Source organism: Polaromonas sp., assembly GCF_035638815.1.
Classification (GTDB): domain Bacteria; phylum Pseudomonadota; class Gammaproteobacteria; order Burkholderiales; family Burkholderiaceae_C; genus Polaromonas.
In genome coordinates this window covers 73,652-88,267 of the sequence record NZ_DASQZG010000014.1, presented here as the reverse complement: position 1 = coordinate 88,267, position 14,616 = coordinate 73,652, and the positions used below count along the sequence as shown (strand labels likewise).

Below are 14,616 nucleotides of genomic sequence, written 5' to 3'. Positions count from 1 at the left end.
ATTTCCGTTCGCCCTGAGCTTGTCGAAGGGCATGTCCCGGCTTCGACAGGCTCAGCCCGGACGGATGGCAGATCATTTGAAGATCACCGTTTTGTGCCCGTTGAGCAGCACACGATGCTCGCTGTGCCACAGCACAGCCCTGGCGAGAACCTGGCTTTCGGTGTCGCGGCCCATGGCAGTCAGGGCCTGCACGGTTTTGCTGTGATCGGCCCGGGCAACATCCTGCTCGATGATCGGACCCTCATCCAGCTCCGCGGTGACATAGTGGGCCGTCGCGCCTATCAGCTTGACACCGCGCGCGTGCGCCTGATCGTAGGGGCGAGCGCCCTTGAAGCTGGGCAGAAAAGAGTGGTGGATGTTGATGGCGCGGCCAGCCAGCTTGTGGCACAGCTCATCGCTCAGAATTTGCATGTAGCGCGCCAAAACCACCAGCTCGGCGCCTTCGGACTGAATGATGTCGTACTGCTGTTTTTCGGCAGCCGCTTTGGTCTCAGCGGTGACGCGAATGTGGTGAAAAGGCACCTTGTAGCTGGCGGCCAGTTGCGCAAAGTCCTTGTGGTTGGAGACCACAGCGCGGATGTCCAAAGGCAGCAGGCCGGACTTCCAGCGGAACAGCAGGTCATTCAGGCAATGGCCTTCCTTGCTCACCATGATGACGGTGCGCATGGGCTGCGTCGCCTGGTGCAGACTCCAGCGCATGTCAAACAGCATGCCCAGCACGCTGACTTCTTCTTTCAGGGCCTCAAAGCCAAATTGCGCACATGAAAAACTCACCCGCATGAAAAACAGGCCAGTCGCATCGGCGTCGGTATCGTCCCGTTTGTCGTCGCTGAACTGGGCGGCTTCCAGGATGTTGCCGCCGCGCTCGAATAGAAAGCCAGAGACTGCGTGAACAATTCCGGGCCGGTCTGGGCAGGACAGGGTGAGGATATAAGTAGGGCTCATGGGGGATGAATTGTCGCAGGTGCCGCGCGTTGCGGTGCGCGCGCCCTGCAGATTGTTTGCCCGGAGTGCCAGAATGCATCAGACGCTGCCAAACTTGGCTGCCGCTCACTTCAAAAGCAGGAGACTATTCAATGGCTTATCAAGACTTCAACATGGACCACCAGTGGTTGCCCTTCACGCCCAACCGCAGCTTCAAGAAAGACCCCCGAGTGTTTGTAGCGGCCGACGGCATGTTTTTCACCACCCACGACGGCAAGCAGGTGCTGGACGGCATCTCCAGTCTGTGGTGCGTAGGTGCCGGGCACAACCGCAAGCCGATTAATGAGGCCATTAAAAAGCAGCTGGACACGCTTGACTATGCGACCGCCTTTCAGGCCAGCAATGACCAGGCCTTCAAAGCTGCGGACATGATTGCCGCCATGGCGCCGGGCGATTTGAACCAGGTGCTGTTTTGCAACTCTGGCTCCGAGGCGGCAGACACTTCCTTGAAAGTAGCGCTGGCTTACCACCGCGCACGCGGCGAGGGGCATCGCAACGTCTTTATTGGCCGCGAGAAGGGCTACCACGGCGTGGGGTTTGGCGGCATGAGTGTGGGCGGCATTCCGGCCAACCGCAAGGTTTACGGATCGGCCTTGTTGCCGCGTGTGGACCACATGCGTTTTATCCACGACCCGGTCAACCACGCCTACATCAACGGGGCCGAGCCTGAGTGGAAAGAAGACATCCTGCTGGAGCTGGAGCAGCGCATTTTGCCGCTGCACGACCCGAGCAATATTGCCGCGGTGATTGTGGAGCCGGTCTCCGGTAGTGCGGGCTGGTATCTGCCCCCCAAGGGTTATCTCAAGCGGCTGCGCGAGATTTGCGACAAACACGGCATCCTGCTGATCTTTGACGAAGTGATCACCGGCTTTGGCCGTTTGGGCGTTAACTTCGGGGCGGACTACTACGGCGTGGTTCCAGACATGCTGAACTTCGCCAAGTGCGTCACCAACGGCGTGATTCCGCTGGGCGGGGTGGTGTGTACCGATCGCATCTACAACACCATGATGGAGGCCAACGCCAACAGTCCCGATCATGCAGTCGAGTTTTTTCACGGCTACACCTATTCAGGCCACCCGGTCGCGTGTGCGGCGGCCATCGCCACCCTGAATTTGTTCAAAGAGGAAAACCTGTTTGAACGTGCCGGCCAGATGGGCAAGGTTCTGGGCGATGCGATGCACGGCAGCTTCAAGGGCCTGCCCAATGTGATTGGCATTCGCAGTCTGGGTCTGGCCGGTGCGGTGGAGCTTGCGCCACTGGCAGGTGCGCCGGGCAAACGCGCTTACGACATCTTCATGGATTGCTTCAAACACGGCGTGCTGGTGCGGCCCGCTGCAGACAACATCGTGATCTGCCCACCCTACATCGTGGAGCGAGAGCATATTGACCGCATCGTCAATGTGGTTGCAGATTCGATCCGAAAAAATGCCTGACGCCGCGGCAAGCCTGCGCTACTTCGGCGCGGGCTTGGGTAGCACGTCCTTGCAGTAGTCCCGCTCGGCCAGGGCGGGTGTTTCCCACTCCGTATCAAAGGAGCTTGTATCGCCAGCGTTGCGCGCAGGCCCTGCCCGCAGTTGCACGGTTTTGATTTTTGTTCCCTGGGGCAGATGCTGCGGTACGCCCAACAGCCGGTCCACATGGCCGCTACCGGCCAGCAGCACAACCACTTTGCCCGGCAGCATGGCTTGTTCAATGGTGCGCGCCATGCTGATGTCGCGGGCAATCTGGATGCGTGTCATCGGTGAAATCTGACTCTCGGGCAGCAGGCCGCAGTGGCCCGTGCGTATCAGCTGTTGTTGTGCTTTCAGTGCTGGTCCAGCCAGGCGCTGATCCAGCCGGATGTCTGCCATCGTGTCTCGCATCTGCGCTGTCGGCAGGTTGGCGCCCATCACCGGCACGCCTGCTTTGACGGCAGCCATGATGGCGGGCCCATAAGCGAGCCAGGGCCAGGCTTTGTTGTTCCAGCCCAGCGCATCCTGTACCTGAAGCTGCGTGCTGTTGGATTTAAGCGAGGCGGTGCTGCGTCCGGCATCGGCCATCTCGATGGCTACCGCTCCCAGCTGTCCCTTGACGGCCAGGTGCTCGATCACCTGTCGATGAATGTGTTGGTGTTCGTCCGCGTCATGCTGCTCGCCGAGCATCAAAACGTCGGTGGGCAGCAAGGCGTCGGTGCGTGCGGTTACATCGGTAGGCGCATGCGGAAAGAGCCGGGGCTCCGGCACGCTGGCGCAGGCAGCCAGCATGACAAGAAGGGTTGCACAGCTCCCGCGAGCCAGTAGCCTGATGGGCAGCTCAGTGAAGCGAGACAGGGGTGTGCGCCAGTTCGGCATATCCTTCAAGGGTATCTTCAATTTCTTCCTGTGTGGGGATGTTTTTTTGCCAGGCGGTCACACGCTCCTGAAACATCTCGGCCCACGAGCCGTCCAGATACACCTCTTTGCCTGAGCGTTTGTCGACAATTTCAAAGCCGTGGCGAGCCAGCTGGGGCTGGGTTGGCACAGGTGCAGAGTCCTCAAGCGCATTGGCATGGATCTGCACCACCACAAAAGATTCGGAGTCGTAGAGCATTTGCATAGATGTTTGGTCCTTACTCATCAGATAACAACGAGTGGGCCAAGTTCAAGGCCCACAGGGTAAATCCGAGGAATGCCAAAAAAATCACCGAATTGCGGCTCAACACGGAAAAATTCATGGTTTTTCTGCTGCGCGCAGCTGCTGGTCAACGTAGTCGCCGTTGTGCTGGGTAATTCGGTTGCGCACCGGTAACCATGACACAGACGGTGCAAACCATATCTCCAGAGTCTGATCGTAGTCACCTTGCGGTTTGCGGGTGAGCTTCAGGGTACTCACTTCACCGACGGGCAAATTGAGGGTTTCTTCCGCTTCCACATTAAACGTCCAGGTGGCCGCCTCGCGCGGCCCTGCCGTGTACAGGGACACGGTACTGCCAACCGGGTATTTGCCGGGGTCGCCGGCGAGCATGCTGCCCAGTTGCAGGAAGACGCTGACGCGGTCCTGCGCACCGCGCAGCCAGGGCGCGTCCGGCGTGTTGGCGCTAAAAGATATTTTTCCTTTGTCTGCCTCAAAGTGCGCAGCACGCTCTCCGCGGGATTTGTCAGAAAAACGTGTGGGGGCCAGACCGTCTTCGTTGATTCGGCCACTGCTGGTCATGGTGCGCGAGCCCAAAAACAGGGCGCTGACAACGATCTTTGCGTTGTAGTTTGCCCCGTCATGCAGCCACTCCAGTTCGGCGCGCGCGGTGTAATTCAGATTCTTCGAGCGACCGGTCATGGCGTAAACCAGGCGTGCAGAGCCGGGAATGGAAAGTGCCACGGCCGCTGCAGGCGGCGGTGGCGTCACTTCGGCGGGGGCAAGCACCGGGGGCGGAGTGGCCGCAACGGTAGTCTCAGCCTGATCTGCAACAGGTGTCGAATTTGCTATCAATTCAGGAGCTGTTGGCGACCGTGGAGCAAGGGCGGGTGGCTTGTTTGGTCGTGAAGTGCGGGCTGGCGCCACCGTTGGAGGCGCGGGCGCTGCCGCCACCACTGCGGGTGGTTTGATCTCGATGGTTCGGGTAATGAAAGGGCGCGTCTGGATGGCATCGGGTTTGATGTGCTGGCTCCATTGCATGGGCGCCGCCTGCAACAGCAACACATGGGCCAGCAGCACCGCTGCCGTCAGCAACAGCAGCGGGCGCATGGGCGGCGCCGAGTTCATGCGGATGCGTAGCCCAGGTCGCTGCTGAGCTGGCGGGCGGCATTTGCCAGCGGCCTGGCCACGGCGCCGTCCCATGCGGGGTCAAACGTGGCAAGTGAGCCCAGCGAAACCATGCCCAGCACCAGGTGACCATCGCTGTCAAAAACCGGCGCGCAAAAACCGGCCACGCCGGGCAGCAAGGTGTCCACCACACGGGCCATGCCGCGGCGCCGAACGTCCTCCAGCACGGCTGATACCTCTGCCATGGTTTTGGGCACATCCTTGCGCGCGAGTTTTTGCATGCGGGCCAGCTCATCTTTGAGGAGCGGCGGTAAGGGGTTGTTCGACGGGTTGCTGTTGTTTGAACTCTTGTCGGTGCGGCCAGACTTTTGCGCCATGAATGCCGAAAAACATAAGCCCGTGGCCGAGGTCAGCAAGGGCATGACATCGCCCAGGCGCAGGTTGACGGTGATTGCCTGTGAAGATTCCTCCCAGTGCACGATGGTTGGCCCCTGGTTGCCCCAAACGGCCAGCGCCAGTGTCTGGCCAATCTGCTCCATCAGAGGGCCCATGCGCTGGCGGGCCAGCTTGACGCTGTCCAGCCGCGAGAGCGAAGCCAGGCCGAGCTTCAGGGCGGCGGGGCCCAGGTCATAACGGGTGCTGCCAGCGTCCTGGGTCACCAGTTGAAGACGCTGAAAGCTGACCAGGTAACGATGTGCCTTGGCGGCGCTCATCCCCGCTGTGGCAGCCAGATCGCGTAGCATGAGCGGGCCCGGCGACGCGGCCAGCACCTCCAGCAAACTGAAGCCGACTTCCACAGACTGGATACCTGCCCGCTGGGCGGGCAGGGCCTTCAAGGTTTTGGGAGCAGAAGTTTTGCGCTCTTTCATGGATTCGGCTTAAAATTAAAAATTACTTTTAGGTAAACTAATTTCACTTATCGTAACTCTGTCCCGCGCGATTGACGCACGATGGGCGGAACCAGACGCAAAATAAAAGAGGAAACGGATGAAGCTCGCCACTTATAAAGACGGCTCGCGCGATGGCCAGTTGGTTGTGGTCTCACGCGACCTGACGACGGCTCATTATGCGACCGGCATTGCCAGCAAATTGCAGCAGGTGCTGGACGACTGGAACTTCCTGTCGCCTCAATTGCAGGATCTGTACGAAACCCTGAACAACGGCAAAGCCCGCCACGCTTTCCCTTTTGACCCGGTGCAGTGCATGGCACCGCTGCCGCGCGCCTACCAGTGGGCAGACGGCTCGGCTTACATCAACCATGTGGAGCTGGTGCGCAAGGCGCGTCAATCGGAAGTGCCCGAGAGCTTTTACAAAGACCCGCTGATGTACCAGGGTGGCAGCGACGACTTCATCGGCCCCTGCGATGACGTGATCTGCCCCAGCGAAGAGTACGGTATCGATTTTGAAGCCGAAGTGGCCGTGATTACGGGTGATGTGCCCATGTCCAGCACGCCTGAGCAGGCACTCGAAGGCATTCGACTGGTGATGCTGGTCAACGATGTCAGTCTGCGCAATCTGATTCCCGATGAGTTGGCCAAAGGCTTCGGCTTTTTCCAGAGCAAACCCGCCACGGCTTTTAGCCCTGTCGCCGTCACGCTGGACGAGCTGGGCGACGCGTGGGACAAGGGCCGGGTCAACCTGACCTTGCAAAGCACGTGGAATGGCCGCAAGGTGGGCATGTGTGATGCCGGGCCCGAAATGACCTTTCATTTCGGCCAGTTGATTGCCCACGTCTGCAAGACCCGCAATGTGCGCGCCGGTTCGGTCATCGGTTCTGGCACGGTCAGCAACAAAGGGGTCGATGCCAATGGCAAGACCGACTGGCCCAAAGGCTACAGCTGCATCGCTGAAAAACGTGCAATTGAAACCATTCAGGATGGCAAGCCGTCAACCGCGTTCATGAAATACGGCGATACCATTCGTATTGAAATGAAGGGCAAGGATGGCGAGTTGGTGTTCGGCGCGATTGATCAGAAGATTGCGCCACTTAAACGCTAGAACGCCAAAACGCAAAGGGCTACGTTCCCGCGTCCACCTGCGCAATAAACAGCTTGATGCCGCGCAGCAGCATTTCAATGGAGATGGCGACCAGAATCAGACCCATCAGGCGCTCAAAGGCCATCATCACACGGTCGCCCGCCACGCGCTGAAGCCGCTCTGACAACACCAGCACCACAGCGCAGACCACCATGGTCACGCTGAGGGCCGCAACCCACTCGAGCCGCCGCGTGGGCGCCTGGGACACCAGCAACATGACGGTGGCAATGGCCGATGGGCCGGCCAGCGCTGGTATGGCCAGTGGCACGATCAGCGGTTCGCCCACCAAGGGCTCGGCCGCAGCGTGGCCACCTGGAAAGATCATGCGCAGCGCAATCAAAAACAGGATAACTGCGCCAGCAATCTGCAGCGACAGATCGCTCAGGTTCATCAGTCGCAAAAACGCATCGCCTATAAACATGAAGGTCAGCAAGATCAGAAAGGCAATCAGCACCTCACGCAGGATGACCTTCATGCGCCGCTCTGGCGCCACACCGCGCAGCGCATTGACAAACACAGGAATGTTGCCGATCGGGTCTGTAATCAGCAGCAACAAAATGGTTGCGGTGACAAAGGTGTAGGTCATGCTGCGTAAATCGCTTGCAGATCGCGGAAGCCCTTGATCTCCAGCGGGTTGCCAAACGGGTCGCAAAAAAACATGGTCCATTGCTCGCCGGGCTGGCCTGCAAACCGCAGTTGCGGAGCGAGCAGAAAATCTGTGTTGGCAGCTTGCAGCCGCTGTGCCATGGCCTGCCAGTCCGGCAGGGCCAATATCAGGCCGAAATGCGGCATGGGCACCAGGGTGTCGCCCACACGGCCGGTCCGCTCGGTCTTGAAAGGTTCGCCCAGATGCAGGGAGAGCTGGTGCCCCATAAAGTCAAAGTCCACCCAGGTGTCGGTACTACGCCCCTCGGTGCAACCAAGCACGTTGCCGTAAAAGCGGCGTGCCTCATCCAGATCGGTGACATTAAAGGCCAAATGAAACAGGCTGCGCATCCGGGCAAGGATAGCAGCCTGTCAAGTGCCAGGCTTTGCGCCCGGCCCGAAGAATCCGCGGCTTCAGACCGTCGAAGGATTGGCCGCCATGTTGTCAAACTTTTTGAAATACTGGCGCGCCATGGCGACCAGTTGGCCATCGCTCGGGTGGTCGCTGGCCACCGAGTCCACCACGCTATCGGCCACCACCGGCAGGTGGCTGGCGCACCAGTCGCGGAAGTGGTTGCGCGCAAGGCCTGGGCCGGTCAGCAACACTTCGTGGCTGCCGGTCAGTGCCCGGGCCACGTCGGCAAAAAAAGCGGCGCTGTCTTCGGCTTTGCCCTGGTGTTTGTGGTGCGTGCGCGACTTGATGCGTTGGGCCTCGATGTGTTCGCGGTCAAACATCAGCACGTGGGCTTCAGACTGGTCGATCCAGACAACGGCGTGAAAAGTGCTCATGAAATCCTCTGTAGAAAAAGATGAAGAAAGGGGCTCAGGCGGAATGTGCCTGCTCGGCCCTTCTGGCCTGCAAATGAAGAGCCTCGCGTCAACTTCATCATGAGCGATGACGCCGTGGTCCCGGTTGATCAAGCTCAAGCCAACAGCTATAAAAACAGTAGCAATTTGTTGCCGCTTTTAAGGGAGGAGTTGGCCATTTCGCCAGTAAGCCGTCAAAAATCGGGGCCTGGACAACAACTGGTTCCTTTTGGGCCGCATAAAGGCTCATTGGCAAAACCGGGTTGACGTCCCGGCGCGACCCTGCACAATGAGGCTATAGCCCCCAACCTTTATTCACATCATCGGGAGACACCATGAGCGACGCAGACAACCCTTCATTTGCCGGGTTTGGCAAACTGGTTCCCGGTTTTGACTTTTTGCAGAATCTGGCCAAGCAGGCCGCCGGTAGCGCCACGCAAAAAATCCCGCAATTGCCAAACCTCGGAAACTGGGTTGCGCCCACGCTTAATGTGGAAGAGCTGGACAAGCGCATCGAAGAGCTCAAAACGGTGCAGTTCTGGCTGGATCAGAATGCCATGGCGCTGAAGGCTACCATTCAGGCACTTGAGGTCCAGAAGATGACTTTGGCCACGCTCAAGGGCATGAATTTCAATATGGGTGATGTCGCCAACGCGTTCAAGCTCAAGGTTGCCGACACCGTCGCTGGTGGCATTCAGAAGGCCGCCGAGAAGGCCCAGTCTTTCCAGGGGCTGGAAATTCCGCCCACCAGCTATGAAGCTGGCAAGCCAGGGGCCAGAAAAAAATCGCCACCCAAGACAAGCAAGTCGACCAAAGCCGCAGAACCTGCGCCGGGGGTTGTGGACCCCATGCAGTGGTGGGGCGCGTTGACACAACAGTTTCAAAACATTGCCACCACAGCCATGCAGGATGCGGCTAAAAAGGCAGCGATCAGCACCACGAAAAACATGGCGGCAGGTCTGGCCAAAGACGCTGTGAAAAGCGCCACCGGCATGGCCAAAGACATGGCGCGCGGCATGGCGGGCTCGGCCGGCCGTACTGTTGCGCAAGGCGCCCGTTCTGCAATGAACACCGCTTTGCGAAGCTCCCAGGCTTGGCCTACACCAGCTACATCGGCTGCACCCGCAGCCGCACCCCGGGCACCCGCGAAGTCAAAACCCGCAGCCCGGAAAACAGCCCGAAAAACCGCGCGCTGATTCAAGCTGCAGGTTTTGCTGCAGCGCGCGGGCCAAAGGCGCGCGGCTGCTCACCCAGTCTGGCACCATCCCGCAGAAGGGCCGCACGCAGGATAGGATTGTCCAGACAGCGCGAGCAGCGAAGACACGCCTTTCAACTGACCACACAAACTCACCATGAAACTTTTCCCCTACGGCCACGCCACCCACCCGCAGTGGCAGATGGCTGCCGGTCTGGTGCTGGCGCAGTTACGTGCCCACATGGCCCTGCCCGCTTACGCCAGCGCGCCCACCCTGGGTCTGTTGTACATCACTGACCACTACGCCGGTCAGGCGCAGGACATCCTCGACTATGTCGGCGCCGAACTGCCTGAAATCACCGACTGGGCAGGCACAGTCGGCGTGGGCATTGCGTCCAATAACGTTGAATATTTCGACGAGCCCGCGCTGGCCGTGATGCTCTGCGAGTTGCCCAGTGACCAGTTCCGCGTGTTTTCTGGTGTCTCACCCTTGCCGCCTGCCAGTGCCACCCATTTCAAGGCACACACAGCGCTGGTGCATGCCGATGCCGCCACGCCCGACGTGGCCGAGTTGATCGACGAAATGGCGCAGCGCACTGGCAGTGGTTATGTGTTCGGTGGGCTGGCGTCGAGTCGCAGCACCTCGGTCCAGTTTGCGCTCAGCGGCAACGGCAATGTCAAAGGGCAGGGCGCCGCCAGCGGTGTCTTTAGCGGCGGTTTAAGCGGTGTGGCGTTTGCGCAGGGGGCGGGGCTGATGTCGCGCGTGACGCAGGGCTGTCAGCCGATATCAGTTGAGCACGAGATCACCGCCTGTGACGGCAACGTGGTCACGGGGCTGGACGGACAGAGCGCGCTCGATGTCATGCTGGCTGACCTGGACGTGTCATTGGACCAACCGCGCGATGCGCTGGAGAAAGTACGCACCACACTGGTTGGCTTGCGCAGCGCCGATGGCGGGCTGCAGGACGGACGCGTACAGCATCCCGGACAGTTTGGCTCCGACGTGGTGGTGCGCCACATCATCGGGCTGGACCCGGCCCGCAAGGGTGTGGCCATTGCCGATATGCCGCATGTCGGCTTGAAGCTGGCTTTTTGTGAGCGTAACGCACAGGCTGCGCGTGCAGACCTCATTCGTGTGTGCGCTGAAATCCGTGAAGAGCTGGAGCCCGAAGAAGTCACGCCTGAAGTGGCGAATGCCTTGAGCGGCTCGGACGTTGATTCAGCGCCGCATCCAGCTCGGCGTATTGCAGGTGCGATTTATGTGAGTTGTTCCGGTCGCGGCGGGCCACACTTCGGTGCACCGAGCGCGGAGCTGCAGATTGTGCGGCGCGCTTTGGGTGATGTGCCACTGGTTGGTTTTTTTGCAGGCGGTGAGATTGCACGGCATCACCTCTATGGCTATACCGGCGTACTCACCGTGTTTACCGTGGCGGAGTAAATGTTGAACACCCCTGTTGCCGCTCACTACGTGTAGCGGCCTCCCCCCTTGCAGGGGTCGGCGCCTGCAGACTGGCGGAGCCAGATCTGCGGCCCCCTGCTGGATGGGGTTAGCGGCGCAGCGCGGCGAAGGCCTCGAATTCCCAACTGCGCATGGCCAACAGCAAGGTGTAGCCCTCGCGGTCTTTCTCGCCCAGTTTCTGGTCCGCCTGATGCTGTTGTGCAAAGTCTTGTGCCACGCGCTGCATGCGCTCAAGAAACGAAGGCGCCAGGGTGCGGCTGATGGAGCCATGGACCAGCAGCAGCCCTTCGCCGCCACCGTTAAAGCCGCCCGAAAAATAATCGAGCAAGGCGTTGTCACGAAAATAGTCCATGACTGCGCCGTGCGGTCGCCAGCGGAATGTTTTGGCCAGTTTGAGCCGGTACCGGTTCAGGGCTTTGAGCTCAATGATGCCGATGCGGTCCAACTGAACCAGGTATTTGATGCACTCGGCTTCCGTCAGGCGGTAACTGCCGGTGATTTGCTCCAGCGTCCATTGCGACAACACACAAATCGCGGTGAGCAACAACTTTTTATCGGCGACCACGGCTTTTTCCTGGGCTTCGGTCAGCTCGGCCAGCAGGGGCTGGGTATCAGCCACGTGTCTTGCCAGGTCTGCAAAGTCCAGCTTCAATGCGCGGCAAATTGCATCGACGCGCGACAGTGGCATGTCGCCCTTGGCCAGCATGCGCTTGACGCTGGACTCAGCCATGCCGAGTGCCAGGGCAAGGTCTGCGTAGGTCATCTGCGCAGATTTGAGTTCTTTTTTCAGGGCGACGACCAGATCAGCGCTTGTACTCATAACGACTCCTTGGTATTGATTATCGATACTTTTGGTCCCCTTTTCTTGACTTGTATCGATTGATGCCTGGAATCTGCCGCCGCAACGCCAGACTCACGTCCATTCATTGAAAGGGCTTGTCGTGATGTTCGAACTGGAAAAAAACGAGGGTGTGCTGTTGGGTGTTGTGCTGGCTTTGCTGGCCGCTGCGATCTTTGGACCGTTCGTGGCACAGCCGGGGCATTTGCATGGATTTGCTGATCAGCGTTCCTGGTGGGGGATTGCCTGCACCATGGATGTGTTGAGCAACCTGCCTTTTGCGTTGTGGGGCGTGCTCGGACTGGCATGTCTGGTCTGGAAAAAGCGTGACGTTTCTGTCGCACAAAAGGCCATGGCCGCATTGTTCTTTGTAGGTCTGCTGGTCACTGCGGGGGCATCCTCCTGGTACCACTGGCAAGCTGATGATGCAGGGCTGGCGATAGACCGGCTGGGGATGGTTCTGGCTTTTGCCGGGCTGTTGGGCCTGGCTGCAGCAGACCGTATCAGCTCGCGGGCCGGCATGGTGCTGGGTCTTGCAGTGCTGGTGCTGGGTCCGCTAAGTGTGGCGGTCTGGTTCGCCTCAGGTAACGTGCTCGCCTGGGCGGCGCTTCAGTTTGGCGGCATGGCGCTGGTGTTGTGGCTGGCTTGCGTGAAACCGGTACCCGGTGCACTGGCCGTTCGTTGGGGTTGGGTCATTGTGATTTACGCCATTGCAAAACTTTTCGAGCAGACAGACGAAGCCGTGTATGCGTTGAGCGCGCAACTGGTGTCGGGGCACAGCATCAAACATGTGATCGCAAGTTTTGCTGCCGTGCCGGTCATTGCTGCGATTCTGGACGTGGGTAAAAACAGGGCAGAATCCGCATCACCGTTCAGGGGCGGTTTGGCCAACCGAGCAGCCACCAGAGCTGGCCACATAACCACAGCAAAGAGGAGTCAGGCATGAGTGTTGTTTCAACCCCGGCGGCGAGCGCGCCGGCAGTGCACGAGCACCCGAATCAGTTTGCACTCCTGAAGCAGCGCCGTTTCGCGCCGTTTTTCTGGACCCAGTTTTCAGGCGCGGCAAACGACAACCTTTTCAAGTTTGCCTTTACCGTGATGGTGACCTACCAGCTCAGCGTGAGCTGGTTGCCACCCGCGCTGGCGGGTCTGGTTATTGGCGCTTTGTTCATCCTGCCTTTTTTGCTGTTCTCGGCTACCAGCGGCCAGCTGACCGACAAGTTTGAAAAAACCAGTGTCATCCGTTTTGTCAAGAATCTCGAAGTGGTGATCATGGCCGTTGCGGCAGTGGGATTTCTGGCTACCGATGTCAACGTCCAGGTGCCGATCCTGCTGGCTTGCACCTTCCTGATGGGGCTTCACTCCACGCTGTTTGGGCCGGTCAAGTTTGCCTATCTGCCGCAGGCACTGAATGAGCGTGAATTGACCGGCGGCAATGGCATGGTGGAGATGGGGACCTTCGTGGCCATCTTGCTGGGCAACATTGTGGGTGGACTGATTGTGGCCATACCCGGTAATGGACCGCTGTATGTGGCCATTTCGTGTGTACTGGTGGCCGTGGCGGGCCGGGCGGTGGCGCAATTTATTCCACTCGCCCCCGCAACAGATCCTGACCTGAAAATCAACTGGAATCCGGTGACGGAGACCTGGCGCAACCTCAAGCTGGCCCACGGCAACATCGTGGTGTTTCGCTCCATGCTGGGCATCAGCTGGATGTGGTTTTTCGGCGCTGTTTTTCTGAGCCAGTTTCCCAGTTTTGCCAAGGAGGTGATGCATGGCAACGAGCAGGTGGCGTCTTTGCTGCTGGTGGTTTTTTCCATCGGTATCGCTACCGGGTCTCTCCTGTGTGAGGTGCTGAGCAAGCGTCATGTCGAGATTGGCCTGGTGCCGCTGGGCGCGATTGGCATGAGCGTCTTCGCGATTGACCTTTACTTTGCATCGCGCGGTTTGCCCGCCATGCCGGTGATGGGGCTGACGGCTTTCATGGCGCAGCCGGCGCACTGGCGCGTGATGCTGGATCTGGCACTGCTCAGCCTGTTTGCGGGCCTCTACAGCGTGCCCATGTACGCCCTGATCCAGCTGCGTAGCCAGGCCACGCATCGCGCCCGCATCATTGCGGCCAACAACATTCTCAACGCCCTGTTCATGATCGTCAGCGCGATTCTGGCCGGCGCCATGCTCAAAGCCGACTTCACCATTCCGCAGATTTTTCTCTTCGTCGGGCTGGCCAATGCGGTGGTGGCTTTTTATATCTTCATGCTGGTGCCGGAATACCTGCTGCGTTTTATCGCGTTTGTGGCCTCGCGTTGTATCTACCGCTTCAAAGTCTCGGGCGATGACAACATCCCCACCCAGGGCGCGGCCGTGCTCACCTGCAACCACGTGAGTTTTGTAGATCCTGTGCTGCTCATGGCCGCAAGCCCGCGCCCCATCTATTTCGTGATGGACCACCGCATTTTCAAAATGCCGGTACTGGGCTGGCTTTTCCGGCTGGCCAAGGCCATACCGATCGCACCGCGCGCCGAAGACCCTGTTGCCTATGAAGCAGCTTTTGAGGCGGCAGCCAAGGTGCTGCGCGACGGCGATTTGCTGGCGATCTTCCCGGAGGGCGGCATCACCAAAGACGGCACCTTGCAGCCGTTCAAGGGCGGGATCATGAAGATCCTCGAAAACGCCGAGCGCGATGGTCTTACGGTGCCCGTGGTGCCCATGGCGCTGACCAATCTGTGGGGCTCCTTCTTCAGCCGCGTAGAGCGCGGCAATGCGATGGTCCGGCCTTTCCGGCGTGGGCTGTTCAGCCGCGTCGGCTTGAATGCAGGTGCTGCCATTATGCCGGCGCAGGTGCAGCCGGAGGCTTTGCAGGCCCGGGTCGCGGCGCTGACAAAGGTCTAAAAGTATCTCTATTTGATACTCACAAGCAAATTAGCGGTGACT

At 59.5% G+C, this 14,616-nt stretch carries 16 protein-coding genes; 7 read left to right on the top strand and 9 right to left on the bottom strand.

Features of this window, described 5'->3' with window-relative positions:
• Positions 1-72 precede the first annotated feature (72 nt).
• Positions 73-945 carry a formyltetrahydrofolate deformylase gene (purU, locus tag VE934_RS09130; RefSeq protein WP_324886604.1) on the bottom strand — a complete coding sequence of 291 codons (873 nt, stop codon included), beginning with the start codon at positions 943-945 and terminating at the stop codon, positions 73-75.
• 131 nt (positions 946-1,076) lie between these two features.
• On the opposite strand from purU, the gene VE934_RS09125 reads away from it, so the two are divergent.
• Complete coding sequence (locus tag VE934_RS09125; RefSeq protein ID WP_324886602.1) at positions 1,077-2,417, top strand: aminotransferase class III-fold pyridoxal phosphate-dependent enzyme; 1,341 nt, start codon at positions 1,077-1,079, stop codon at positions 2,415-2,417.
• Between the two features lie 18 nt (positions 2,418-2,435).
• Here VE934_RS09125 and VE934_RS09120 read toward each other — a convergent pair whose 3' ends face one another.
• The 4 genes from VE934_RS09120 to VE934_RS09105 form a co-directional block, all read right to left on the bottom strand.
• Positions 2,436-3,227, bottom strand: a complete 792-nt coding sequence (locus tag VE934_RS09120) for a ChaN family lipoprotein (protein WP_324886600.1) — start codon at positions 3,225-3,227, stop codon at positions 2,436-2,438.
• A 49-nt stretch (positions 3,228-3,276) separates the two neighbouring features.
• A complete protein-coding gene (locus VE934_RS09115) occupies positions 3,277-3,558 on the bottom strand; it encodes a BTH_I0359 family protein (protein WP_324886598.1) in 282 nt (93 codons plus the stop codon).
• 114 nt (positions 3,559-3,672) lie between these two features.
• Positions 3,673-4,701, bottom strand: a complete 1,029-nt coding sequence (locus VE934_RS09110; protein WP_324886596.1) for a DUF3108 domain-containing protein — start codon at positions 4,699-4,701, stop codon at positions 3,673-3,675.
• Positions 4,698-5,528 (bottom strand): IclR family transcriptional regulator, encoded by an 831-nt coding sequence (locus tag VE934_RS09105; RefSeq protein WP_324886863.1) that lies wholly within the window; start codon positions 5,526-5,528, stop codon positions 4,698-4,700. Before VE934_RS09105 ends, VE934_RS09110 begins: the two co-directional genes overlap by 4 nt.
• A 160-nt stretch (positions 5,529-5,688) precedes the next feature.
• Between VE934_RS09105 and VE934_RS09100 the strand changes: the two genes are divergently transcribed.
• Positions 5,689-6,699, top strand: coding sequence for a fumarylacetoacetate hydrolase family protein (locus VE934_RS09100; RefSeq protein ID WP_324886594.1), 1,011 nt, complete (start codon positions 5,689-5,691; stop codon positions 6,697-6,699).
• Between the two features lie 19 nt (positions 6,700-6,718).
• Here VE934_RS09100 and VE934_RS09095 read toward each other — a convergent pair whose 3' ends face one another.
• From VE934_RS09095 to VE934_RS09085, 3 genes are all read right to left on the bottom strand, one after another.
• Positions 6,719-7,324, bottom strand: coding sequence for a MarC family protein (locus VE934_RS09095; protein ID WP_324886592.1), 606 nt, complete (start codon positions 7,322-7,324; stop codon positions 6,719-6,721).
• Complete coding sequence (locus VE934_RS09090; protein WP_324886590.1) at positions 7,321-7,734, bottom strand: VOC family protein; 414 nt, start codon at positions 7,732-7,734, stop codon at positions 7,321-7,323. The genes VE934_RS09095 and VE934_RS09090 overlap by 4 nt, the downstream gene beginning before the upstream one ends.
• A gap of 63 nt (positions 7,735-7,797) precedes the next feature.
• Positions 7,798-8,172 carry a hypothetical protein gene (locus VE934_RS09085; RefSeq protein ID WP_324886588.1) on the bottom strand — a complete coding sequence of 125 codons (375 nt, stop codon included), beginning with the start codon at positions 8,170-8,172 and terminating at the stop codon, positions 7,798-7,800.
• Positions 8,173-8,271: 99 nt separating this feature from the next.
• On the opposite strand from VE934_RS09085, the gene VE934_RS09080 reads away from it, so the two are divergent.
• The 3 genes from VE934_RS09080 (at position 8,272) to VE934_RS09070 (ending at position 10,823) form a co-directional block, all read left to right on the top strand.
• The gene (locus tag VE934_RS09080) at positions 8,272-8,457 is read left to right on the top strand and encodes a hypothetical protein (RefSeq protein WP_324886586.1); all 186 of its coding nucleotides are present in this window, start codon (positions 8,272-8,274) and stop codon (positions 8,455-8,457) included.
• Between the two features lie 68 nt (positions 8,458-8,525).
• Positions 8,526-9,386, top strand: coding sequence for a PhaM family polyhydroxyalkanoate granule multifunctional regulatory protein (locus tag VE934_RS09075; RefSeq protein WP_324886584.1), 861 nt, complete (start codon positions 8,526-8,528; stop codon positions 9,384-9,386).
• 156 nt (positions 9,387-9,542) lie between these two features.
• A complete protein-coding gene (locus VE934_RS09070) occupies positions 9,543-10,823 on the top strand; it encodes an FIST signal transduction protein (RefSeq protein WP_324886582.1) in 1,281 nt (426 codons plus the stop codon).
• 109 nt (positions 10,824-10,932) lie between these two features.
• On the opposite strand, the gene VE934_RS09065 is transcribed toward VE934_RS09070, so the two are convergent.
• Entirely contained in the window at positions 10,933-11,664 is a 732-nt protein-coding gene (locus tag VE934_RS09065; RefSeq protein ID WP_324886580.1) for a helix-turn-helix transcriptional regulator, read from the bottom strand.
• A 124-nt stretch (positions 11,665-11,788) separates the two neighbouring features.
• Here VE934_RS09065 and VE934_RS09060 point away from each other — a divergent pair, with 124 nt between their 5' ends.
• Together VE934_RS09060 and VE934_RS09055 are read left to right on the top strand one after the other, a co-directional pair.
• A complete protein-coding gene (locus VE934_RS09060) occupies positions 11,789-12,628 on the top strand; it encodes a hypothetical protein (protein ID WP_324886578.1) in 840 nt (279 codons plus the stop codon).
• The gene (locus VE934_RS09055; RefSeq protein ID WP_324886576.1) at positions 12,625-14,574 is read left to right on the top strand and encodes an MFS transporter; all 1,950 of its coding nucleotides are present in this window, start codon (positions 12,625-12,627) and stop codon (positions 14,572-14,574) included. Before VE934_RS09060 ends, VE934_RS09055 begins: the two co-directional genes overlap by 4 nt.
• Positions 14,575-14,616: the final 42 nt, after the last annotated feature.